We start from the raw sequence: 22,916 nt of genomic DNA on the forward strand, positions 1-22,916 counted from the left end.
ATTACGATCTTAGGTTAAACAATAAGGGATATCATATGATATCCCTTATTTTATTTTGTATAACTATTTTCTAACAAAGGAGTCATTTTACCATAATAGCTAATAATACTTCGATTCATACTTCGTACCACAACATTTGATTTTCCACTTCTATTAATGCTTACAGTAAAATCAAACCGTTCAGATTTATTTCGAGCATTAAATGTTATAATAACCTTTTGTTTTTTATTATTAAACTTTACCTTATAGTCTAAAACCCTATTACTAATTTCTATGGGGCCATTAGTGCCATAACCACCCATTTGGTACATCTCGCCGAAAAAAGGCAAGAACACCTCTACCCTATCCTTATTTAATTTGAAATGCCCAGGGTTCGTTGTTAGACTTACACTGCTTCCATATGATGGCAACGCAGTAATTGCATCAAAATAGAATGACTCGGATGCAATCATTCTTTTTATTTCTTTAAACTGGTTTTCATTTTGAGCTTGTGCTTTTAGGGCTGAAGCTCCAAAGAAAAGTAGAACAATTAAAATTGTATTTTTCATTTTATTAAAATTAAATCTCTCTACTAATTTTATATCATAAACCATTCCATTTATTTAAACTATAATTTTATTGAATGTTAAAATATAAAACATGATTTGGTTGAGAATTTCCTTGAAAAGATTCCTTTTCCAAATCAACATCAAATAGGTGATTAAAATTGTTTCCCGCCAAATCCTCTAATTTAGATTCAACCTGTATTCTATACCTCCCTTTTTCCCATTTTGTATTAGAAGTAAATTCCAAAGCAGTTTCATTGTTCAACAAAACATACGCTCCATCTATACTATTATTGTCGGAATCAAAAATATGGATGGTCTCCCTGGCCAAAATGGCATCCATAGATTCATTAAAATTGATTTTTAAAGTGTTATTATTTTTATTGTTTGGAACATATAACTTCCAATCCCTTAATGCAGGTTTTAAGGTATCTCGTTCTGTTACAAAGAATTGTTTATTATATTCTTGACCTATAGGGTTTCCGTTGGAATCCTTCCAATTACTTGCAATTTTAATTTCATAGGTAGAACCATCTATAATTGGTAAGCCTTGTTCTTTGTTAGGGATTAAATTGGTCTTTATGCGTCCTGGATCTAGCCACAAAGTAAGGTGTGTATGTTCTTTATTCCAAAGTTCTGGTTGTAACTCTAAAAAAATGGATTCTTCTTTACCTGTTTCAATATTTTTTACTGTAATGTAATTTAAAGAGTTTTTTACCTCTTGCATGGGGTGAGAAAAGACAAAATACATTTTTAATAAATTTTCTGGCACAGTATCCCTGCTCGGGTAAATGGTTAAAAGTTCTGGTTTAGTTCTATTTTTTAATTTTGGAATTGCAAAGCTACCAACTATTTCCCCATCACATTTTAATTCGTACTGCTGTCCAGAGGAAAAAGGAATGATTGGTCTAAAGGTTTTTGAATCATTAACTGACAAAAAGCTTCCCAATACCGGAATTTCATCATTTCCATATATATAGACTTGATAACTTTCAGGGGCTTTATCTGATATAAATGTTATGCTTATAGCTTTTTCATTTTCAAAATCAACATGCACGTCTATATGATTATGAACATTTTTGCAGCTAGCTATAGTCAATAAAATAAATGGGATTAAGAAAAACTTAATCCCATTATTAAATATGTGAGTTATATTTCTTGGCATTAAATAGAACGGGTTCTAAGAACTAAATCACCATTTGATGTTCTTTGAACATATAGTATAGTATTTCCATTTAAAACATCCATTTGTTGAACATTTACCATTGGTAATGAGAAATAATCTACCCCTTCAGTTGTATCCACCTTTTCTGTAATATCATCTTTGGAAGAAGCTACGTCTTCATAATCGATGCGCATAACAGGTCTATTGGAATTAGACATTAAAAAATATGATTTCCCATCTTTCTTGTACGAAACAATATCTAAAGGTGAATTTCCCCAACCAAATTCGGCAACAGTTCTTCCTTTTACATGCTTTCCTGCTTTTAACTCATCCATAGGAAATAATACCAAAGGCGTACAGGTATAACTTGCCATTAAATAATCTTTTCCACTAATTTCAACTACATCAAATGTTTTGATGGGTGCATAAGTTTCATATCTACCATGAGCTGCATGATAGACTTCCAAAGATGCATAATCTTGGTTATCTTTAAATGGGAATGGGATGCTTCTAAAAGTTGAACCAAACTCTTTATTGGACAATCCAGAAACCATAATCTTTCCATCATGATATTGCATATCAGATATGGCCCAAACACGTTGTGAGCGACCTCTTCTGTCCTTTGCGTCCACAGCAATTGCATCTTTTAACTCAATTTTTGAATAACTAACATTGTTAAGTGAAACGTGTTCCATGTTGTCCCCATTGAGTTTTAGAAGAACTGGTGTGCCATCCATACTATTAATTGAAAAATATGCAATCTTAGATATTGGATTTACAGCCATATCTGTAATACTAATATTATCAGCGGTTGTACCCAACGAGGCAGCAATTTTAGCATCAAAATCATTGATGTTAATGCTCTCAGGGGCCATTTTATTCTCCACATCTTTTGTATCTATCGCATAGATAGATGCATTTTTAGAATCCCCAACAAATAAAATACCGTCGGGGCCAAAGCTTAAGGCATTCACCGATGCAATATCTGGAGTGCCAATAATAAAGTTTTCAGAAAGAGAGTTCTTGTTAGGGTTTATTGCAGAAATTGTCAAAATTGCCACGGCACATATGATAATGCCAAATAGTAGTTTTTTCATGGTTGATAGTTTTTCTTAAAAATATTGTATTTATCATACAACCCCTTCTCATTTAAGAATCTATTAACTAAAATTTAACGTGTTGATTCATCGGTAGTTACTAAGCCCACCCATATAATCTTGCACACTTTGCTTTATTTCTTTAAACTCTGCTATTTGTTGCTTTACACCATTCCATTGAGATTCCACGCCTGGTCCACTCTTTTTTAACGAAACCATAATTTCTTTGTTTTTATTTAAAAGAGATTCCAAACAAGATTTTAATAGTTCTATTCGCTCATATAATCCATGAGTCTGTGGTTCACATGTGTAAGATGCTAACTTGTTTTTCAATTGGGAAAGTTCTCTATTGTTTCTTTCCATTCTTAAGATATAAGCATGTGTATCTGAATCAGCAATTTGATTTACCTCTTTTTTTTCTACTGTTTTCATAGCACTGCAATATTTAGGGTAAGTGAATTCTATTTCCCTATAAAAGTTATGAATATTCTGACACGTAAACATCATAAAATCAGACTTTAACATTTATTTAAAGCAGATTTAACAACGAAAACGATTGATATTTTTTTTGGTAAAACCATTTTTCTTTATCGCTTCGAAAGAAGCAAAAAAAATCCCAACATCACTATTGGGATTTTTAAATACTTAATTTAAAAAACTAGTTTTTAGTTTTCTCTATTGCTTCTTCTTTTAAAGTATCATCGGCTATAATTGCTAATTCCACTCTTCTATTAGTAGCTTTTCCCTCTGTGGTAGCATTATCTCCCTTTGGTTGGGTTTCTCCATACCACTTCGTTGTAAAACGACCCGATAAAATTCCTTTACCCACCAAGTAAGTGGTAACAGATTCTGCTCGTTGCTTGGACAATGCCATATTATAGTCATCCGCTCCAGCACTGTCAGTATGTCCTTCAACAAGGATATTGGTATTAGGGTATTCTTTGAAAATTCCAGCCAAACGATCTAAAGTCTCAGCAGATGTTCCTTTTACATTGGATTTATTGGTGTCAAAATAAACACCAGCATCTTCATTAAAGGTAACGTTTATACCTTCTCCTACTCTTGTAACAACTGCGCCAGGAATTTCTTCTTCTATACGTTCCGCTTGCTTGTCCATTCTATTTCCAATATAACCACCAGCAGCTCCACCAACTACGGCACCAATAATAGCTCCAATAGCTGTATTATTACCTTTGCCAACATTGTTTCCAATGATTCCACCGATTACTGCGCCACCACTAGCGCCAATTACTGCTCCTTTTTGCTTATTATTTGCATTTTGAACTGTCTTACAACTCGTAATCAGTACTAAAATCATAAATATTGATATTACTTTTTTCATCTTGCTTATTGTTTTTTAGTAAAATTATAGACTATTGAGACAGGTTCCCCATCCACAGATACTTTTGATTTAAGAATCATTTCTTGCTGAGTAAGGGTTTGAATTTCCAAACGATACCCAACACCACTAGAAATGTCCTTCAATTTTTCATCAATAAATTTAAACTGAAGTTGGTCCAGTGCATCCGTTCTATCAATAACTGACCAACGAATGAAACGGTCCCCACCAGCACAAAGGCTACTGTTTTGAATAGTGTACCTAGCTGTATTATTATTGTCTCTAAAGAACCAATCACTGCCTTCGAAGCAAATATCATCGGCATCATTAAAAATGACCGATTTAAAATTTCCTGAATTTCCTTCATAGGAAATAGCATTTAAGGTCCAACTACCGCTTAGGTTGTTGCCTGCATCCCTAGCTACTTTTGTTGCAGAGCAGGATGTCGCTGCAATTGAAGCAAGGGTGGTAATAAATAAAATAGATTTCTTCATAGTTAATAGTTTTGTTTATTAACTATGTATACGAGAATATACTATGCTTAGACGTTACTTTTCGACAAGATGCCTTGGCGTTTTTTTGTTAATAGGCAAGAAGCTCCAAAAGATTGCTCTCAAAACGCCCTTTTGAAAGATAATGTTCTTCCAAATTCTTAGCGAAGGGAATTGGAGTTTCCCTACTAGCTACTCTTCTTACTGGAGCATCTAAAAACTCAAAGCAATTTTCCATGACCAGTGCAGAAATATCACTAGCTATACCTCCAAACATGCTATCTTCTTGTAAAATAATAAGTCTACCTGTCTTCTTAACTGAATCATAGATGGATTCCACATCCAATGGCTGTAAGGTTCGTAAATCAATTAAGTCCGCTTTTATATTGGAGTTCTTTTCCAAAATTTCCATAGCCCAATGTACTCCAGCCCCATACGTAACTACAGTAATATCCGTTCCCCTTTTTAGCTTACTGGCTTTTCCTAATGGCAATGTGTAATAGTCAGTAGGAACGTCCTGATAAATACTTCTGTATAACGCTTTGTGCTCAAAAAACAATACTGGGTTTGGGTCATTAATTGCGGTCGCTAACAAACCCTTTGCATCATATGGAAATGCTGGATATACAACCTTTAGCCCAGGTGTTTTTGTAAACCAGGCTTCATTGGTTTGGGAATGAAAAGGTCCAGCTCCTACTCCACCCCCGCAAGGCATTCTTATAACTACATCGGCATGTTGCCCCCACCTATAATAAGATTTTGCCAAATAATTTACTATTGGGTTAAAACCAGAACTGGCAAAATCTGCAAATTGCATTTCCACTACAGCTTTCATACCATTAATAGATAAACCCATGGCGGCAGAAACAATAGCAGATTCACAAATAGGAGTATTACGGACTCTGTGTTTTCCAAAGACATCAACAAAACCCTCTGTAACTTTAAAGACACCACCATATTCTGCAACATCTTGGCCCATGATTATTAAATCATCATGCCTTTCCATAGATTGTTTTAACCCTTCTGAAATGGCATCTACCAGCCGAATGCTTTTAATTACACTCCCGTGTGTAAAATTTTGATAATCAATATTTTTAAATACATCATTTAACTCATTTATTTCATTGAATGATATAGATTCTTCAGCAAATGTTTTTTCTAAATTGCTATCAATAAATACTTCAATTTCCTTCTTTATTGTTGCTTTCAATGCTTTATCCAAAATCCCTTCCCCCATTAAGAAATTTTCATAATTAACCACCGGGTCTTTTTTTGCCCAATAGTCCATTAATTCTTTAGGGACATATTTTGTCCCACTAGCCTCTTCATGTCCTCTCATTCTAAAAGTCTTGAACTCGACCAATACAGGTCTAGGATTCTTGCGCATGCTTATACATAACTTATTTATTGTTGTATAAACCTCCAAGATGTTATTCCCATCTACAATATGGGATTCCATTCCATAACCAAGTCCTTTATCCGCTAAATCAGTGCATTTATATTGTTCATAAGTAGGCGTAGAAAGCCCATAACCATTATTTTCAATGCAAAAAAGAACAGGCAAATCCCATACCGCTGCTACGTTCAATGCTTCATGGAAATCACCCTCACTAGTACCTCCCTCCCCAGTAAAAACAGCTGTAACTTGTTTCTTTTCTAGCAACTTATCGGCTAAAGCAATACCATCTGCCACACCCAATTGGGGTCCCAAATGGGAAATCATCCCAATAATTTTATATTCTTGCGTTCCAAAATGAAAGCTACGGTCCCTACCTTTTGTAAAGCCATTGGCTTTTCCTTGCCATTGGGAGAAAAGCCTGTCCAAAGGAACCTCTCTAGTCGTAAAAACACCTAAATTACGATGCATGGGCAAGACATATTCCTTCTTCTTAAGGGCATTGGCTACACCCACGGATATGGCCTCTTGTCCTATTCCACTAAACCACTTGGATATTTTACCTTGTCTAAGTAAAATCAGCATCTTTTCCTCTACCATACGCGGCAACAACATATCTCTATACAACTTTAATTGCAGCTTTTTGTCTATTCCGGTATTGAGGTATTCCATTTTTACATTTAAATAGTATGAGATAAAAGTAGCAAAAAACCAATCAAATGAATCTTTCTTTCCTCTCCAAAAAGTTCCTTTTTATTTCATAAATTTGATAGTTATGTTTAACTATATGAAATGAATGCAATACCAAGTGTAAACCTAGAAGATTATGTTTCTGGTAATCCAGAAAGAAAACAAAAGTTTATCAAAGAACTAGGAGGTGCTTTTGAGAATATTGGCTTTGTAGCTGTAAGTGGGCACTTTTTATCAGATGAATTGGTGGAGAATCTGTACAGTGAGATAAAGAATTTTTTTCAGTTACCACAAGATGTAAAGAATAGTTATGAAATTGAAGGCATAGGCGGGCAAAGAGGATACACATCCTTTGGAAAAGAGCATGCAAAAGGTAGAAAAGAAGGGGATTTAAAAGAATTTTGGCACTTTGGACAGTATGTTGTGGACAATCCAAAACTGCTCCAAGAATATCCTGACAATGTATTGGTAAAAGAACTTCCAAATTTTAATACGGTTGGCAAGGAAACCTATAAAATGTTGGAGAAGACAGCAAAGTATATCCTAAGGGCCCTTGCCGTACACTTGGACTTAGAAGAAACATACTTTGATGAGTTTATAAAAAATGGAAACTCCATTTTAAGACCTATACATTATCCACCGATTAAAGAAGAGCCTAAAAATGCAATTCGTGCTGCAGCTCATGGTGACATTAACTTGATTACCTTGCTAATGGGTGCTCACGGTAAAGGTTTGCAAGTACAAAACCTCAATGGAGAATGGATTGATGCTATTGCTGCTCCAGATCAATTAATGATAAATGTCGGGGACATGCTTTCTAGACTTTCTAATAATAAATTAAAGTCGACCATTCATCAAGTTGTAAACCCACCTAGAGAACTTTGGGGCACTTCTAGGTATTCCATTCCGTTCTTTATGCACCCAATAAGTGAAATGTCATTGAATTGTTTAGAGAATTGTATTGATGAGGAACATCCAAAACTATTTGATGATATTACCGCAGGAGAATTTTTGCATGAAAGATTAATTGAGTTAGGACTGATTAAGAAGTAAAAATGGATTTACAAGACCAACTTAAAAATCTTTTCCCCGAGCATGTTTCTAGTGAAAATGTGGAAAAAAAATCAGAAAAACCTGACATATGGATGCAAGATGCACCCATAATATGCAAATATGAAAAGAGAAAAGGCAAACCAATTACAATTTTAGAGGGGTATACCGGCGCAGATTCAGATTTTAAAAAACTCACTAAGGAACTTAAGGTCAAGCTTAGTGTTGGTGGTAGTTTCAAGGATGACAAAATTATCATTCAGGGAGATTATAGAGACCAGATTATGGAAATTTTACAAGCGAAAGGCTTTGCAACTAAACGTGTTGGAGGATAGTTTTTCGTTAATTTTTTTTGATATGTTCTATTAAACGTTAAATTTATCGTCCAAAACCTAACAACAACCAACATGAGTTCCCTATTGCATATTACAAATGGTGACAGTTTTACCCAAAAACTGAAATCCCTAAATATTAAGGGTGATATAATCACGTGGAGAGAAATGTTATGCGAAGGCAAAACATTAACTAATGTTGGTAGTGAATCATTTTGGAAAACTAGGTTTGATTTTTTAAATAAGAACTACAAAGTTTCTAAATCAAAATTTATTGAGCTCACCCTTAAGGAATACCGTTCTCTTTGTAACCATAAGAAAGAAGATCAAATTGTTTTGTGGTTTGAATATGATTTGTTTTGTCAAATAAATATGTTAGCGGTCCTAAGTTGGTTAAAGACACATAGAAAACATGCCCAAATATCATTGGTATGTAGTGGTAAAGAAGATGAAACCGATAAGATGTACGGCCTTTCTGAATTGGGGGATGAACACTTGCATACACTTTATGAAAATAGAAAAGTGCTAACACAAGACGATATTGAATATGCCGACTATGTATGGCAATTATACTGCAGTGACAACCCAATTCGTTTGGAGGGTTTAAGAGATTCGGACACATATCAATTTGATTACCTTCCTGATGCCATTGAAACTCATCTTAAACGCTTTCCATCAATTAAAAATGGTTTAAACGAAATAGAGAATCATATTTTAAACTTGGCTATGGAAGAAAAGCCTCTTAGCAAAAATGGTCTTATGAGAACAATTCTTCAAAACCAAGGTCTTTATGGGTATGGCGATGTACAATACGAAAGAATTATTAACTCTTTAAAACCATTGTTTACTTCATTCAATCCTGTAAAAGTGACAAGGAAGGGGAAGGAAATACTGCTAGGTAAGGCAAATTATTATTCCGCAATAAGAGATAGCGAATTGTATTTAGGTGGTTCACTAAAGTACAACTACTTATACAATACCAACACAGATAGAATACTAAAATTATAGTATGCAACTTGGTCCATCGGAACTCATTCTGAATGCAGATGGCAGCATATACCACTTAAACTTACTCCCAGAGGACATTGCTCATACCATTATTACTGTTGGTGACCCAGACAGGGTACATGATGTTTCCAAATACTTTGATTCTATTGATATCAAAAAAGGAAAACGGGAATTTATTACGCACACTGGCCACAAAAATGGAAAACGTATCACTGTAATTTCTACAGGTATTGGAACAGACAATATAGATATTGTTTTAAATGAATTAGATGCCTTGGTTAATATTGATTTTGTTTCAAGAACAATAAATACTGATAAAATAAATCTGGACATTGTGCGTATTGGGACTTCTGGAGCCATACAACCAGATATACCTGTCGACTCATTTATTATGAGCGAATATGCTATGGGCTTTGATAGCCTATTGCATTTTTATGACAGTGAACATGTACAGTTCCCAGAAATTCAAAAAGCATTCACCAAACATGCAGATTGGCATTCCCAAAAATCAATTCCCTATGTGGTGAAATTTGATAACACCTTGGGTTTACAATTAACAGACAATCATATACGATTAGGCTTTACCGTTACAAATACAGGCTTTTATGGCCCACAAGGAAGAACATTACGTCTAAACACTCAAGATCATAAACTAAATAAAAAACTACAGTCTTTCAATTATAAAAAACTGCAAATTACCAACTTAGAAATGGAAACATCTGGTATTTATGGACTGGCAAAATTGCATGGACATAGGGCAGTTTCCATGAACTGCATCTTAGCCAATAGAAGTACTGGTGAATTTTCTAAGAAACCTGCTAAATCAGTTGACGAATTAATAAAATACACTCTGGACAAACTAACATCGTAATGAAGACAGTAAAAATTATTGGAGTTCCAGAGCATTTTAACCTTCCGTGGCATATGGCCATTGAAGAAAGCGCCTTTTTAGAACGGGGAATTGATTTACAATGGGAAGATATACCAGAAGGCACGGGAAAAATGTGCCAGTTATTGGCAGAAGAAAAAACTGATTTAGCAATTATACTTACAGAGGGTATTGTAAAAAGTATTTCCGAAGGAAATTCCTCAAAAATTGTTCAGGAATATATATCCTCACCATTGTTGTGGGGTATTCATGTAGGTGCAAATAGCACTTATGAAAATGTTGAAGATGTTCAAAGAAAAAAAGTGGCTATAAGTCGTTATGGCAGTGGAAGTCACTTAATGGCTTATGTACATGCACAAAACCAAGAATGGGATACTAGTGCATTACAATTTGAAGTAATTAATAATCTTAATGGAGCTATTGAAGCCTTAACCAATGGGCAAGCGGACTATTTTATGTGGGAGCATTTTACGACAAAACCATTGGTAGACAATGGGATCTTTAGAAGATTGGGAGACTGTCCTACTCCATGGCCCTGCTTTGTAATAGCGGCCACAAACAAATTTATTTTAGAAAATAGAAGTACAATGCAACATATTCTGGAGGTAATAAATCTATATACTCAAGAATTTAAGTCAATTCCAAGCATAGATAGAACTTTGGCAAATAAATACGGCCAGCAATTAGAAGATATAAAGGAATGGTTATCCAAAACTGTATGGGGACAGCAACAAATAACTGCCTCTACTCTTTTGGAGGTTCAAAATAGACTGAAAAACTTAGAGCTAATTAAAAATATTCACCCAAATGAATACTTTTTAATCAACTAAGTACTTATTTATAAGCTTATCAAAACTGTCATCAGAAAGTGGTTTTTGAACAAAATCCTTCACATTTAAATCATTGAGGTTTTTTGCCATTACTGGGTCAATTTCCATTGTGGTAAGTACAACAATAGAGATTTTGTCTCTAATCTTTCTTTCTAGACTTTCATTGCAATACTCTAAAAATGCCCATCCATCCATTATTGGCATATTCAAATCCAATACAATGAGACAATGTCCAAAGTCCGGGTCTGCCATGTTTACATTTATAATATCCAGAGCATCCTTTCCATTTAATGCAATATCCACTCCAATATCTAAATCTAGCCTGTCAATAAAAATTTTGTTTAAGAAATTAGTGGTGCTGTCATCATCCACCAATAAAATTGATTTTAAATCCGTTGCAATCATTTTAGTTCGGTTTTTACTACCCTTAAAGTAGTCCTTTTCCTAAATCATAAAACATTTTTGTTGTGAAAGACAATGTTTTACCACATGATTTGCTCTTTTTGCATGGTCATAAGTAGTTCATTACACTTGCTAAAATGTTTATTTCCAAACCATAATCCTCTATTTGCACTAAGAGGTGAAGGGTGTCCTGAAGTTAAAATATAGTGTTTTTTACTATCAATAAGTTTTGCTTTTTGTTTTGCAAATCCTCCCCAAAGCAGAAAAACAACACCCTTTTTTTCTTTGGAAATTATAGAAATTAAAGCGTCAGTAAAAGTTTCCCATCCTTTTTTTTGATGACTTCCAGCTTGGTGGGCTCTTACCGTTAGAGTAGCATTTAATAGCAGAACCCCTTGTTTTGCCCAATGTTCCAAATTTCCACTTTGTGGATAGGGTTTTCCTGTATCACTTTCTAATTCTTTAAGTATATTAATAAGTGAAGGTGGGTGCCTAATACCATCTTGCACCGAAAAGCACAAGCCGTTAGCCTGGTTTGGTCCATGATAGGGATCCTGACCAATAATGACCACATTGGTTTTATCAAATGGGCAATTATCAAAAGCCGCAAAGATATTTTTGCCATTTGGATAACAGATATTTTCTGAATATTCTTTTTTTACGAAAGAAGTTAAAGCAGAAAAGTAAGGCTTTTCAAATTCATCTTTTAATATTTCGTTCCAACCCGGCTCTATGTTAACATTCATAAAAACTAAAATACGGTTCCTTATTGTTCAATACTATTCAAAAAAAATAAATGTAAAAAAATTATAAAGAAACTTTTATCTTTAAGAATACTTTACAAAATGAGCAACGACTATAAGGATCCAAAATTTAAGAAGTGGTTGGATAAACTCCAACAAGAAAGTTGGCAGTTAGAACTTATTATATCTGGTTTTGCAATATATGGGCTAATGATGGCCTTTGATCCAATATTACTCAACATAAAAGAGGCAGATAATTCCAGCAAGGGATTTGTATCCCTAATATGGATGTTTACACTATCTTCTTGTTCCATTCTAATTTTCAACTTAATTCTCCATGTAATCTTGCGCGGTCTCTGGATAGGAGCTTTAGGGCTTAGATACGTTTCTGGGGACATAGATTATGAAAGGTTGAACTACACGCCCAAATTCACAAATTATCTCCAGAAAAAAATTGGTTCTTTTGATAAGTATATAGCCAAATTAGAAAACTATTGCAGCGTCCTTTTTGCCATTACATTTCTTTTGATTTTTTATGTGTTGGCCATTTTTATTATACTGGGACTTATTGGAGTAGTTGGGCAATTCATTTTTGACAATGATGATTTATCAGAAAACTATAAGAATATTATTGGTATAACCCTACTGGGCATATTTTTATTGGGCATATTATTGACTCTTATAGATTTTTTGACCCAAGGCTATTTAAAAAAGAAAAAATGGTCGACCAAAATTTATTTTCCAATCTATTGGGTGTTCAGTTTTATTACATTGTCTTTTTTATACAGGCCGTTGGTACACAATTTTCTGGACAACAAATTTGGTAAACGTCTCAGTTATGTGTTAATCCCTCTTTATACGACAATTCTGTTATTGACCACTATAGGCCATAAAGATTCTAACTATTTAAATACCAATAGAGATTCTTCAACTGTATTTGCAAACAACAACAATTATGATGATCTATTGCAGGACGAAGACGATTTTGTTAACTACGCATCAATTCCATCCAAAGTAATTACAGTTCCGTACCTAAAACTTTTTATAAAGCACACTAACAATACAGAAAATGTAGTTTTTGATTTTAACCCAGGAATAAAACCAGAAAAAGATAAGCGAGGGTATTCCGCCAGTATTAGTTTTGGAGCTAGTGATGAATATCTTAACCCAAAAAAATATGACAGTATTCGTGTGGAGTATTTAAAAACATACAATGCCATTCACAATATATATATAGATTCCATAAAGTTTAAGAGTGACTTTATTGTCACATCCAACCATAAAGACCAACTTGGGTTTGAAACTTATCTAAAGTTAGATTCCATTACAGAAGGCAAGCACTTGGTGAAAATAGGGCGTTTGGCCAAAAAAGAAAGTGATACAATTGAAAACTCCCTTGAAACAGTCCCATTTTGGTATTATAGAGATTAAATAAATCAAAAGCCTAAACGCTTATCAAAATTCTTCTTAAGCATAGGGATTTGAATGAGCAATAGTGTAGCCAATGCAAATATGGAGTAACTAAACGTTTTTGAAAATGCTAATCCAGATATAAATTTTGGCAATTTAATAGAAGGTAGCTTCTCTAGGTTTATTGCACTTAGCCATACTGATTCTTGAACGGTTGGGCCATAAAACATATACCCCATAACTCCCAAAATTATTAAAGAGATTACAATCCATACATTTTTGGAAATCAATGGTTTGTATACAAATACTGTGCTTTGAGGTAAACCCTCAATTTTTGATAGAATGTTAGTAGTAAATTCTTTAGAAGGAGATTCTAATGGAACCTGCTTCAATACTTTACCAATTAGTTCATCCAAATTGTTATCTATGTTGTCTTTCATAACCTTCAATTTCTTCTGGTTGTAATCTTTCCTTTAAAATAGCCGCCAAATGTTTTCTACTCCTAAAGAGTTTTACCTTTAAATTATTAGCGGTAACTCCCATTATTTTTGATATTTCTTTTAGTGACATTTCTTCAAAGTAAAATAATGTCAATATAACCCCATCATCTTTTGGCAATAACTCTAAACAGTTCTGAATAGCTTGCTTACGTTCCTGCCGTTCCATATCATCCAAGGCATTTTCCAAGGTTTTTATGTTATGTTCTGTAAACTCATCAATTGTTACTGTTTTATATTGCCTCTTTTGGCTTTTAATTCTATCTAGACAGGAATTATAAGTAATTCTATATACCCAAGTGGAAAACTTTGAATCTCCTTTAAAAGAACTTAAATTCTTGTACGCTTTTAAGAAAGTATCCTGAGAAACTTCCTCGGCTTCTTCCCTATTCTTCAGCATTTGCAACCCCAAGGTAAATACCAAATCTTTGTAACGATTCACTAATGCGGCAAAAGCATTGGTGTCACCGCTAAGTACTTTGGCAATGTCTTGCTGGTCTTTGGTTGTGCTCATTTGATTGTAAGACGACAAAAATCCATCAATGGTTACAGGAGTGCTGAAAAAATAATTTGAAAAAGTTGTAACCATTATTTAAATGATGTCGTCATAGGCTATGAAACAAATATATTAATTATCAATCAGCTTGAAACTTGTAACATATACTATACAAGTTCAGCATAAAAACAAACAGTTATGGAAGCAGGAGAAGTAATAATACCAATTGCATTTTTTGCAGCAGTCTTTGGAATTGTCTACTTATATTTTTCTACGAGAAATAAAGAAAGACTGGCCTTAATAGAAAAAGGTGCAGAGGCAAGTATTTTTGCAATGAATGACAACCGAACAGCCCCTATTTGGAAAGTGTTTATTTTAAATGCATCGTTAATACTTATGGGTATTGGCATTGGTGTCTTTATTGCAGCAATTTTGGAAAATTCTGGAATTGAGGAGGATGTTGCCTACCCGGGAACCATTTTCTTAATGGCGGGTATTGGGTTATTTGTTGGTTTTACAATGACCAAAAAGCTAGATAAAGAATAACATCAAAAAACTACAGTCATGATAAAACGCTCCTACTTAGGGGCGTTTTTGTTTTTTCAAAACCTCTAGGTACAGAGCCTCCACTTTGGCTCTTGCCCATGGAGTTCTTCTCAAAAATTTTAAACTAGACTTTATTGATGGGTCATGTGTAAAACACCGAATGGTAATTTTGGTTCCCAAATGCTCCCAACCATAATAATCAACCAGTTCATTAATAATTTGTTCTAGTTTAATTCCATGTAAAGGATTATTGGCCTGCGCACTCAAAATTAATCTCTTCTTCTATTTCGGTTCCTATTATTTTTTGGTCTGTTTGAGTTCCCTCCTTTGTTTCTATTAGAAGAATTTCCTGATGAACAGCCACGTCCAGAACGTTGCCCTGGTTTAATAGGTTCTGTAGAAGCATTAGGGTCGGGTTCAAAACCTTCAATAATTTGTTTTTCTATACGTATGCCAATTAGCTTTTCAATATCGCGCAAATAACTGGTTTCATCTGCACTTACCAAAGAAAGCGCTTCTCCTTCTGCCCCAGCTCTACCCGTTCTACCTATTCTATGAACGTAATCTTCTGGTATATTTGGCAATTCAAAATTTACAACATGTGGTAGTAAGGGAATATCCAACCCACGAGCGGCAATATCTGTTGCCACCAATACCCTGACCGAACCATCTTTAAACCCAGCCAAAGCTTTTGTTCTTGCTCCTTGACTTTTATTTCCATGAATAGCTGCAGCAGAAATATTACTGCCAATCATTTTTTTACACAGATTATTTGCTCCATGCTTGGTTCTGGTAAAAACCAAAACTTGTTTCCAATTACCTTCAGAAATCAATTTTATAATAAGTCCAGCTTTTAAACCCTTTGCAACCCGGTAAACCTTCTGTTCTATCTTATCAACCGTAGTATTCTCAGGAGTAGCTTCTACCAGTACTGGATTATATAAAATATCGCTCGCCAATTTTTTTATATCCTTTGAAAAAGTAGCAGAGAACAATAAATTTTGTCTTCGCTTTGGCATTACTGCCATTACTTTTTTAATGTCATGAATAAAGCCCATATCCAACATTCTATCGGCCTCATCCAGCACTAAAATCTCTACTTTGGCCAATGACAATGCTCTTTGATTGTGCAAGTCCAATAAACGACCAGGTGTGGCAATAAGGATGTCCACTCCTTTTCTTAAGGTGGCTATTTGTGGACGCTGATTTACACCACCAAATATAACAGTGGATCTAATGTCCAAAAACTCACTATACTCTTTTACATTATCGTATATCTGAGCAGCTAATTCTCTGGTCGGTGTTAAAACCAAAGCCCTTACGGGTCTATGTCTTAAAGTCTGTGATTTGGATAATAATTGCAATAAGGGCAATGTAAAGCCCGCTGTTTTTCCTGTGCCTGTTTGGGCAGATGCCAAAACATCCTTTCCTTCTAAAACTAGTGGTATTGCTTTTTCTTGTATGGGAGATGGTGTATCGTATCCTTTTTTGCTAACTGCTCTTAATAAAGCCTCGGATAGACCTAATGATTTAAATGACATATATTTTATTAAGCGGCAAAGGTACTGCAATTTTTTGCGTGAGGTGTTAATTACTTGTCTTTGAAGGAAAAAGCTGTTAACTTACCTCCACATCCTAAAAACCAAATAATTATGAATACCAATGACCGAAGAACCTTTATTAAAAAATCAGTCTTGGGAGCTGGTGCTTTTGCATTGCCCATAGAAATGTTTCCTGCCACTGTATTGGGAGCCAATGACCGAATTAATCTGGGAGTTATTGGGTGCAATGGAATGGGGTGGACAAATACCTTATCCATTCTTAAAAATGAAGGTATAAAATTAATTGCATTATGTGATGTAGATAAAAATGTGCTAGATAGAAGGCTATCGGAAATGGCAGACGCCAGCCCGGATAAAGCTGCAAAAAGAATAAAAACCTATTCTGACTACAGAGAGTTATTAGACAATAAAGATATAGATATTGTTATCATTGGTACCCCAGACCATTGGCATTGTAAGATTATGGTAGATGCCTGTGAAGCAGGCAAGCAGGTGTATGTGGAAAAACCCATTGCCAATACTATTGAGGAATGCAATATTATGATGCAAGCTGCCAAAAAATACAATACGGTAGTACAGGTTGGTCAATGGCAACGTAGTGGTCCGCATTATAAAGAGGCCATTGATATTGTACAATCTGGAGTATTGGGAAAAATAAGGCTTGTAAAAGTTTGGGCCTATCAAGGGTGGATGAAACCAGTTCCAATTCTTCCAGATTCAGCCGTACCCCAAGGCGTGGATTACAAGCAATGGTTAGGTCCTGCACCAACAAGACCATTCAATCAAAATAGATTTCATTTTAGTTTTAGATGGTTTTGGGATTACGCTGGTGGACTAATGACAGATTGGGGAGTGCATGAAATTGACATTGCCCTTTTTGCCATGAAGGCCATAGCTCCAAAATCGGTAATGGCAAGCGGTGGCAAGTTGGCTTATCCTGATGATGCATCAGAAACACCAGACACCCTACAAACTGTTTTTGAGTACGATGGTTTTAATATGCTTTGGGAGCATGCTACAGGCATAGACCTTGGGCCGTATGAGAAACCAGAAGGAATTGCCTTTATTGGGAACAATGCAACTTTGGTATTGAATCGTGGTGGATTTGATGTGCTTTTGGAAAATAAACCGGTAGGTTATGGAGTGGCAGGAGAATCTAAAATTGATCCCATTGCTAGTGGTGGAGTGCCAGAAGGTGTAAATTATCTAGATTTACATACAGCAAATTTTGCTAAAGCTGTAAGGGCTCATAATACTGATTTCCTTAACACACCTATTGAATCTGGCAGTGTAGCAGCGATTAATGCCCAAATGGGAAATATAGCCTACCGAACAGGAGAAAAAATATATTGGAATGCCGAACAAGGTAATTTTGGGAATAATAAAAAAGCAAATGCACTTATTAACTCCAACTACCACAACGGTTGGAAAAAACCAAATGTGTAATTTATGAAAGTAATACGGCAAGATGAGCTTTTAGAAGAATTTGCAAATCATGAAACACCTATTCAAAAAAAAGTGTTTATCCGTAATGGTGAAATTCCACAACTAACAAATTTCTCTACCTCTGTTTTTGAACCTGGCCAAAAAACTGAAGCACATAAACACGATACCATGTTCGAAGTTTTTTATGTTCAAAGTGGTCAAATGGAATTTACAGTTAACGGAGAAACTAGCTTGCTAAAAAAAGGGGATTGTATTACCATTGCACCCAAGGAAATGCACGCGCAAAGCAATCCTTTTAAAGAAGATGTAGTACTGCTTTATTTTGGTGTAGCTACAGATTAAAGGGCTAAAAACTAGTCTGTAATCTATAAACTTTATTCTTTGACCCCAAAAAATAGAAAATGAAAGAAATTGATATAAAAAAAATCATTAAACAATTTATAAAAGCAACAAACACTTTTAATGTTGAAACGGCACTGACTTTATTTACAAACAATGCAGTTATTGATGATGTTTCTGTAGGCGACAAGTTTGAGAACATTGAAGGTATACGTAAATACCTTGAGACATTTTTTGTTGGTTATAAAACAGTAACTAAAATTGAATCCATTGAGGTGCAAGACAGCAGGAATGCAAAGGCACAGGTTGACTTTACAGGTAACTTTGGGCATGAAACTGGAGGTCTAATCTTTGAACTGAATAATGAAGGGCTTGTAACAAAAATCAATGCATATCTTGACTAATAGCACTATGACATTCAAATTTTAAAAACTAACTTGTTTATCAGCCGATATAAATCAGTTCTACTAAACTTGCCTGCCCGAGAAAAGGTGGGTTTCAGTATCAAAACGTTTTTATATCTTGGTATTTGTAGTATCTAGATAAAAGTTGCAAATAACCAATATTGAGAATTGAATAAATAACATGACAACAATATTTTTAACATTTGTAGGCGACCAATGTGGAAAAGCTGAGGAAGCTATTAAGTTTTACATTTCCATCTTTCCAAATTCGGAAATTAAAAGCGTAAAAAAATACTCGAAAGGAGAAATGGGAGGTACACCTGAGCTTATTAAATATGGGGAATTTACATTAAATGGAACTGATTATTTGGTTTCTGAAAGCAATTATAATCATGCTTGGTCATTTACACCCGCAGTTTCACTTTTTATAAGTGATAATTCTAATGATGTTATACAAACACTTTTCGAAAAGCTATCTTCAAATGGTGGTCAGGTGATGGTTCCTTTAGACAGTTATCAAGGTGATGGAGATTACGGATTTGGCAAGAAATTCGGATGGTGTCAAGACAAATATGGTATATCGTGGCAATTTGTACTTACTGAATAACTAAAATTATAAGTATACAAATAACTACTATCAACAATGGTAATCGTTGCATAAGCCCAAGATTTAAAAAAGACAAAATGATTTAAGTTTCTTTAAAAGGCTTTTTTCTTTTGAACCTAGATTTGAAAGCCCACTTTTTCAAGCTATGTTACATATACGCACCTATAACGAAGCCCACTTACCCATCCTCTTACAAAATAAAAACACCCCTGACATATTCTGACACACCCCCCAATTAAATTTGCTGCATGTTTAATCTCTAAAAAAAGAAAATCATGACAAATGCAATTAATTGGTTCGAAATTCCTGTTACAAATTTCGAAAGAGCAAAAAAATTCTATAGCACTGTTTTGGATACTGAAATTACAGATGCACCCATGCCCAATGTTAAATACGGCGTATTTAAGTATGATAATGAAAATAATGGTGTTGGTGGCGGCATTGTAGAATCAGAAGGATACACGCCTTCTAAAGATGGTGTTGTAATTTATTTGCCAGGAGGAGATGATTTAAGTATTCCCTTGGCACGAGTTGAAAGTGCTGGTGGTTCTATTATTATTCCTAAAACGGATATTGGTGAAAACGGTTTTATGGCGCATCTTATAGACACCGAAGGAAACAGAGTTGCCTTACACTCCTTTAATTAATAGTTAATTTAAGATAGTAAACCCATTTTTGGGTTTGCTATCTTTGTTTTATGTCTCAATTAGCCCGACTTATTGCCATACTCACACTGCTAAAATCGAAACGAGTTTTAACAGCTACCGAACTTTCTACTAAGTTTGATGTAAGTATTAGAACCATTTACAGAGATATTAGCAAACTTATTGAAGCTGGTGTGCCCGTTATTACTATTGAAGGCAGAGGTTATTCTCTAATGGATGGATATTCTGTGGCTCCAGTACAATTTACAGAGAAACAGGCTAATGCCTTAATTACAGCAAATCATTTGGTGAATCAAACTCAAGATTCTTCTTTTATAGAAAGTTTTGAGGAGGCTATGACTAAGATAAAATCTGTTTTTAGAACCTCCATACAAGCTAAAAGTGAAATGTTAAGTAATAAACTGTATGTATTTAACAAACATAATGTTAAAGTTCCTAGTAATGCCTTATCAGAAATACAACTAGCTATTACCAATTTTAGCTATATTGAAATCAATTACCGTAAGGCAGATGACCCAAACATTACCTTTAGAAAAATTGAACCTTGTGCTATTTATTCCACAGAAAACAAATGGATTTTAATAGCATGGTGCCATTTAAGAAAAGACTACAGGTCTTTTAGGATTGATAGAATTCAGCATTTTAAAATACTACCAGATAAATTTGAGGACAGAAAATTTACGTTAAAAGCCTATTTTCAAGTAGATAAATATCGTCATAAAGCGTAAACGGAAGTTTTCTCGTTTTTCATCTCACACCTAATCCCTACCTTTGTCCCTTTAAAATTCCAAGATGGACAAAATTCACCCTAAAACCCTACAAGACCTAGAATTCCCTACAGTTCTGGAACAACTAGTAGGGCGCTGTCATACAGAGTTGGGCAAGGAAAGGGTATTGTCCATTAAACCGCTTGCCAGCAAAGAAGAAGTGGTAACTATTCTTGGGCAAACTTCTGAATACTTATCCTCATTCACCAATGACAACCGCATTCCCAACCATGGATTTGAGGGCATTTCTAACGAGATAAAACTTTTAAAGATTGAAAACACCACCTTGGAAGTCAGTGGTTTCAAAAAGATTGGGAGCATCTGCAATACCATAAACGAACACAAGAAATTTCTAAAAAAATTTAAAGAGTATTACCCCCTTCTGTTTGAGTTTTCTGAAACCATAGATGCCAATACTGAAATTCCTACGGAAATTAACAAAGTGTTGGATAAGTTTGGTGAAATAAAGGATTCGGCATCCCCAAAATTGAAATCAATCCGTGTACAAATCAATGAGGTCAAGGGCAAGATAAACCAAAGTTTTGCTGCTGCGCTGAGCTCTTATCAATCTTCAGACTATTTAGATGAAATTAGGGAGTCGGTTGTTGAAAATCGTCGTGTTTTGGCTGTAAAAGCCATGTATCGCAAAAAAATAAAGGGAATGGTCATGGGAACTTCCAAAACGGGGAGCATTGTATACATGGAACCCGAAGCCTCTCTAAAATATAGCCGAGAACTCAATAATCTAGAATTTGAAGAAAAAGAGGAAATACAAAAAATACTAAATCAGCTTACTGATAGCATTCGTCCATATGGATATCTTTTGACCAAGTACCAAGATTTCTTGGCACATATGGACATCACGGCAGCCAAGGCCAAATATGCAGATGAAATGAACGCTGTATTGCCAACGATTAATGACACAAAGGAAATGCATCTTAGGGACGCCTACCATCCCCTGCTCTATTTAACCAACAAGTACAAAAAGGAAAAAACCTATCCGCAGACCATTGAATTACATCCTGAAAACCGAATCATTGTGATTTCTGGTCCCAATGCCGGTGGAAAAAGCATCACGCTAAAAACCATTGGGCTTTTGCAGGTAATGGTACAGAGCGGTTTACTGATTCCTGTACACGAACGCAGTTCCGTTTGTCTTTTTGATAAAATATTGACAGACATTGGAGACAACCAATCCATTGAAAATCATTTAAGCACATACAGCTACCGGCTTAAAAACATGAATCAGTTTTTGCGCAAGTGCAATAACAAAACTTTGTTCTTAATTGATGAGTTTGGTACGGGTAGTGACCCCGAATTGGGTGGGGCTTTGGCAGAAACATTCTTAGAAGTTTTTTATGAACGGGAATCGTACGGAGTTATTACAACACACTATGCCAATTTAAAAATGTTAGCTAATGAGTTGCCCCATGCCACCAATGCCAATATGATGTTCGATAATAAAACATTGGAACCTACCTACCAACTGATCTTGGGGCAGGCAGGTAGTTCTTTTACATTTGAGGTGGCACAAAAAAACGGTATCCCCTACTCACTTATTAATAGAGCCAAGAAAAAGATTGAGCGCGGCAAGGTTCGTTTTGATGCTACCATAGCCAAACTACAAAAGGAGCGTAGTAAAATGGCAAAGACTGGTTCTAGGATGGAAGAAGAAGAGACCAAGGCACGCATAGAGGCCAAGCGTTTGGAAGAATTGAACAGCAAAATAAAGTCAAAACTGGAAAACTACCAGGAGCTATATGACCATAACCAACGGATGATCTATTTGGGCAACAAGGTAAATACGGCTGCAGAAAAGTATTTTCAGGATAAAAAGAAAAGGCCATTGGTATCAGAGTTATTAAGACTTGTGGAAACCGAAAACAGCAAACGCAAGAAAAAAACAGCCCAACAGACCAAAAAAGACAGGCAAAAGAAAGTGCAGGTTGCGCAAGAACTTGAGCAGAAAATTGTGAAGGTCAGAAAAGAAAAAGTTGCCAAAAAGAAAAAAGCCGTCATAAAGGAAAAAAACAAACCTCGACCCATTTTTAAAGTGGGTGACAGGGTTCGCATACAAGATGGCAAAGCTGTTGGCAGTATTGATAAGCTAGAAAAGAATAAGGCCATAGTAAACTACGGCCTGTTCACTACAAATGTAAGTGTGGATCAACTTGATTTGGTCGAAAGAAAGAACTAAGGC

27 protein-coding genes are annotated in these 22,916 nt (G+C 35.0%); 14 read left to right on the top strand and 13 right to left on the bottom strand.

The features are described from left to right. Nucleotides 1-50: 50 nt before the first annotated feature. The 7 genes from AC000W_RS10890 to AC000W_RS10920 all read right to left on the bottom strand — a co-directional run bounded on the left by AC000W_RS10890 (nucleotide 51) and on the right by AC000W_RS10920 (nucleotide 6,705). Nucleotides 51-548: a DUF4251 domain-containing protein gene (locus AC000W_RS10890; protein ID WP_474748262.1), complete on the bottom strand. Its 498-nt coding sequence runs from the start codon at nucleotides 546-548 to the stop codon at nucleotides 51-53. Nucleotides 549-615: 67 nt separating this feature from the next. Next, nucleotides 616-1,710 carry an Ig-like domain-containing domain gene (locus AC000W_RS10895; RefSeq protein WP_474748264.1) on the bottom strand — a complete coding sequence of 365 codons (1,095 nt, stop codon included), beginning with the start codon at nucleotides 1,708-1,710 and terminating at the stop codon, nucleotides 616-618. Then, complete coding sequence (locus AC000W_RS10900; protein ID WP_474748266.1) at nucleotides 1,710-2,807, bottom strand: hypothetical protein; 1,098 nt, start codon at nucleotides 2,805-2,807, stop codon at nucleotides 1,710-1,712. The genes AC000W_RS10895 and AC000W_RS10900 overlap by 1 nt, the downstream gene beginning before the upstream one ends. Before the next feature lie 87 nt (nucleotides 2,808-2,894). Then, nucleotides 2,895-3,239, bottom strand: a complete 345-nt coding sequence (locus AC000W_RS10905; protein ID WP_474748268.1) for a hypothetical protein — start codon at nucleotides 3,237-3,239, stop codon at nucleotides 2,895-2,897. Between the two features lie 226 nt (nucleotides 3,240-3,465). After that, nucleotides 3,466-4,149, bottom strand: coding sequence for a YiaD family glycine zipper/OmpA-like lipoprotein (locus AC000W_RS10910; RefSeq protein ID WP_474748270.1), 684 nt, complete (start codon nucleotides 4,147-4,149; stop codon nucleotides 3,466-3,468). A 5-nt stretch (nucleotides 4,150-4,154) separates the two neighbouring features. Then, nucleotides 4,155-4,640 carry a lipocalin family protein gene (locus AC000W_RS10915; protein ID WP_474748272.1) on the bottom strand — a complete coding sequence of 162 codons (486 nt, stop codon included), beginning with the start codon at nucleotides 4,638-4,640 and terminating at the stop codon, nucleotides 4,155-4,157. An 88-nt stretch (nucleotides 4,641-4,728) separates the two neighbouring features. Then, nucleotides 4,729-6,705, bottom strand: a complete 1,977-nt coding sequence (locus tag AC000W_RS10920) for an alpha-ketoacid dehydrogenase subunit alpha/beta (RefSeq protein ID WP_474748274.1) — start codon at nucleotides 6,703-6,705, stop codon at nucleotides 4,729-4,731. Nucleotides 6,706-6,825: 120 nt separating this feature from the next. Between AC000W_RS10920 and AC000W_RS10925 the strand changes: the two genes are divergently transcribed. The 5 genes from AC000W_RS10925 (at nucleotide 6,826) to AC000W_RS10945 (ending at nucleotide 10,832) form a co-directional block, all read left to right on the top strand. Continuing rightward, a complete protein-coding gene (locus AC000W_RS10925) occupies nucleotides 6,826-7,776 on the top strand; it encodes an isopenicillin N synthase family dioxygenase (protein WP_474748276.1) in 951 nt (316 codons plus the stop codon). 2 nt (nucleotides 7,777-7,778) lie between these two features. Next, the gene (locus tag AC000W_RS10930) at nucleotides 7,779-8,108 is read left to right on the top strand and encodes a translation initiation factor (RefSeq protein ID WP_474748278.1); all 330 of its coding nucleotides are present in this window, start codon (nucleotides 7,779-7,781) and stop codon (nucleotides 8,106-8,108) included. Nucleotides 8,109-8,180: 72 nt separating this feature from the next. Then, nucleotides 8,181-9,113, top strand: coding sequence for a DUF1835 domain-containing protein (locus AC000W_RS10935; RefSeq protein WP_474748280.1), 933 nt, complete (start codon nucleotides 8,181-8,183; stop codon nucleotides 9,111-9,113). Between the two features lies 1 nt (nucleotide 9,114). Continuing rightward, nucleotides 9,115-9,984: a nucleoside phosphorylase gene (locus tag AC000W_RS10940; protein WP_474748282.1), complete on the top strand. Its 870-nt coding sequence runs from the start codon at nucleotides 9,115-9,117 to the stop codon at nucleotides 9,982-9,984. After that, the gene (locus tag AC000W_RS10945; RefSeq protein WP_474748284.1) at nucleotides 9,984-10,832 is read left to right on the top strand and encodes a substrate-binding domain-containing protein; all 849 of its coding nucleotides are present in this window, start codon (nucleotides 9,984-9,986) and stop codon (nucleotides 10,830-10,832) included. The genes AC000W_RS10940 and AC000W_RS10945 overlap by 1 nt, the downstream gene beginning before the upstream one ends. Here AC000W_RS10945 and AC000W_RS10950 read toward each other — a convergent pair. Next, nucleotides 10,821-11,237, bottom strand: coding sequence for a response regulator (locus AC000W_RS10950; protein ID WP_474748286.1), 417 nt, complete (start codon nucleotides 11,235-11,237; stop codon nucleotides 10,821-10,823). The two genes, AC000W_RS10945 and AC000W_RS10950, sit on opposite strands and share 12 nt — an antisense overlap. A gap of 77 nt (nucleotides 11,238-11,314) precedes the next feature. Beyond that, nucleotides 11,315-11,980, bottom strand: a complete 666-nt coding sequence (locus AC000W_RS10955; RefSeq protein WP_474748287.1) for a uracil-DNA glycosylase — start codon at nucleotides 11,978-11,980, stop codon at nucleotides 11,315-11,317. Between the two features lie 99 nt (nucleotides 11,981-12,079). Here AC000W_RS10955 and AC000W_RS10960 point away from each other — a divergent pair, with 99 nt between their 5' ends. Continuing rightward, nucleotides 12,080-13,408 carry a hypothetical protein gene (locus AC000W_RS10960; RefSeq protein WP_474748289.1) on the top strand — a complete coding sequence of 443 codons (1,329 nt, stop codon included), beginning with the start codon at nucleotides 12,080-12,082 and terminating at the stop codon, nucleotides 13,406-13,408. Nucleotides 13,409-13,413: 5 nt separating this feature from the next. Here the strand turns inward: AC000W_RS10960 and AC000W_RS10965 are convergent, their stop codons facing one another. Next, complete coding sequence (locus AC000W_RS10965) at nucleotides 13,414-13,827, bottom strand: hypothetical protein (protein ID WP_474748291.1); 414 nt, start codon at nucleotides 13,825-13,827, stop codon at nucleotides 13,414-13,416. Next, the gene (locus tag AC000W_RS10970) at nucleotides 13,808-14,398 is read right to left on the bottom strand and encodes an RNA polymerase sigma factor (RefSeq protein WP_476658678.1); all 591 of its coding nucleotides are present in this window, start codon (nucleotides 14,396-14,398) and stop codon (nucleotides 13,808-13,810) included. Before AC000W_RS10970 ends, AC000W_RS10965 begins: the two co-directional genes overlap by 20 nt. A gap of 180 nt (nucleotides 14,399-14,578) precedes the next feature. Here AC000W_RS10970 and AC000W_RS10975 point away from each other — a divergent pair, with 180 nt between their 5' ends. Then, the gene (locus AC000W_RS10975; RefSeq protein WP_474748294.1) at nucleotides 14,579-14,926 is read left to right on the top strand and encodes a DUF6249 domain-containing protein; all 348 of its coding nucleotides are present in this window, start codon (nucleotides 14,579-14,581) and stop codon (nucleotides 14,924-14,926) included. Nucleotides 14,927-14,962: 36 nt separating this feature from the next. Here AC000W_RS10975 and AC000W_RS10980 read toward each other — a convergent pair whose 3' ends face one another. Both AC000W_RS10980 and AC000W_RS10985 read right to left on the bottom strand, forming a co-directional pair. Beyond that, on the bottom strand, nucleotides 14,963-15,193 hold the full coding sequence (locus tag AC000W_RS10980) for a VF530 family protein (protein WP_474748295.1): 231 nt from the start codon (nucleotides 15,191-15,193) through the stop codon (nucleotides 14,963-14,965). A 2-nt stretch (nucleotides 15,194-15,195) separates the two neighbouring features. After that, nucleotides 15,196-16,467: a DEAD/DEAH box helicase gene (locus tag AC000W_RS10985; RefSeq protein WP_474748297.1), complete on the bottom strand. Its 1,272-nt coding sequence runs from the start codon at nucleotides 16,465-16,467 to the stop codon at nucleotides 15,196-15,198. 111 nt (nucleotides 16,468-16,578) lie between these two features. Between AC000W_RS10985 and AC000W_RS10990 the strand changes: the two genes are divergently transcribed. The 7 genes from AC000W_RS10990 (at nucleotide 16,579) to AC000W_RS11020 (ending at nucleotide 22,913) form a co-directional block, all read left to right on the top strand. After that, nucleotides 16,579-17,934, top strand: coding sequence for a Gfo/Idh/MocA family protein (locus AC000W_RS10990; RefSeq protein WP_474748298.1), 1,356 nt, complete (start codon nucleotides 16,579-16,581; stop codon nucleotides 17,932-17,934). A gap of 3 nt (nucleotides 17,935-17,937) precedes the next feature. After that, nucleotides 17,938-18,276 carry a cupin domain-containing protein gene (locus AC000W_RS10995; RefSeq protein ID WP_474748300.1) on the top strand — a complete coding sequence of 113 codons (339 nt, stop codon included), beginning with the start codon at nucleotides 17,938-17,940 and terminating at the stop codon, nucleotides 18,274-18,276. A gap of 59 nt (nucleotides 18,277-18,335) precedes the next feature. Then, nucleotides 18,336-18,677 (top strand): nuclear transport factor 2 family protein, encoded by a 342-nt coding sequence (locus tag AC000W_RS11000; protein WP_474748302.1) that lies wholly within the window; start codon nucleotides 18,336-18,338, stop codon nucleotides 18,675-18,677. A gap of 181 nt (nucleotides 18,678-18,858) precedes the next feature. Further along, complete coding sequence (locus tag AC000W_RS11005; RefSeq protein ID WP_474748304.1) at nucleotides 18,859-19,284, top strand: VOC family protein; 426 nt, start codon at nucleotides 18,859-18,861, stop codon at nucleotides 19,282-19,284. Between the two features lie 275 nt (nucleotides 19,285-19,559). After that, on the top strand, nucleotides 19,560-19,931 hold the full coding sequence (locus AC000W_RS11010) for a VOC family protein (protein ID WP_474748305.1): 372 nt from the start codon (nucleotides 19,560-19,562) through the stop codon (nucleotides 19,929-19,931). Nucleotides 19,932-19,981: 50 nt separating this feature from the next. Next, nucleotides 19,982-20,677, top strand: a complete 696-nt coding sequence (locus tag AC000W_RS11015) for a helix-turn-helix transcriptional regulator (protein WP_474748307.1) — start codon at nucleotides 19,982-19,984, stop codon at nucleotides 20,675-20,677. Nucleotides 20,678-20,741: 64 nt separating this feature from the next. Then, nucleotides 20,742-22,913 (top strand): endonuclease MutS2, encoded by a 2,172-nt coding sequence (locus AC000W_RS11020; RefSeq protein ID WP_474748309.1) that lies wholly within the window; start codon nucleotides 20,742-20,744, stop codon nucleotides 22,911-22,913. The last annotated feature ends 3 nt before the right edge of the window (nucleotides 22,914-22,916 follow it).

The organism is Saonia sp., assembly GCF_056326165.1.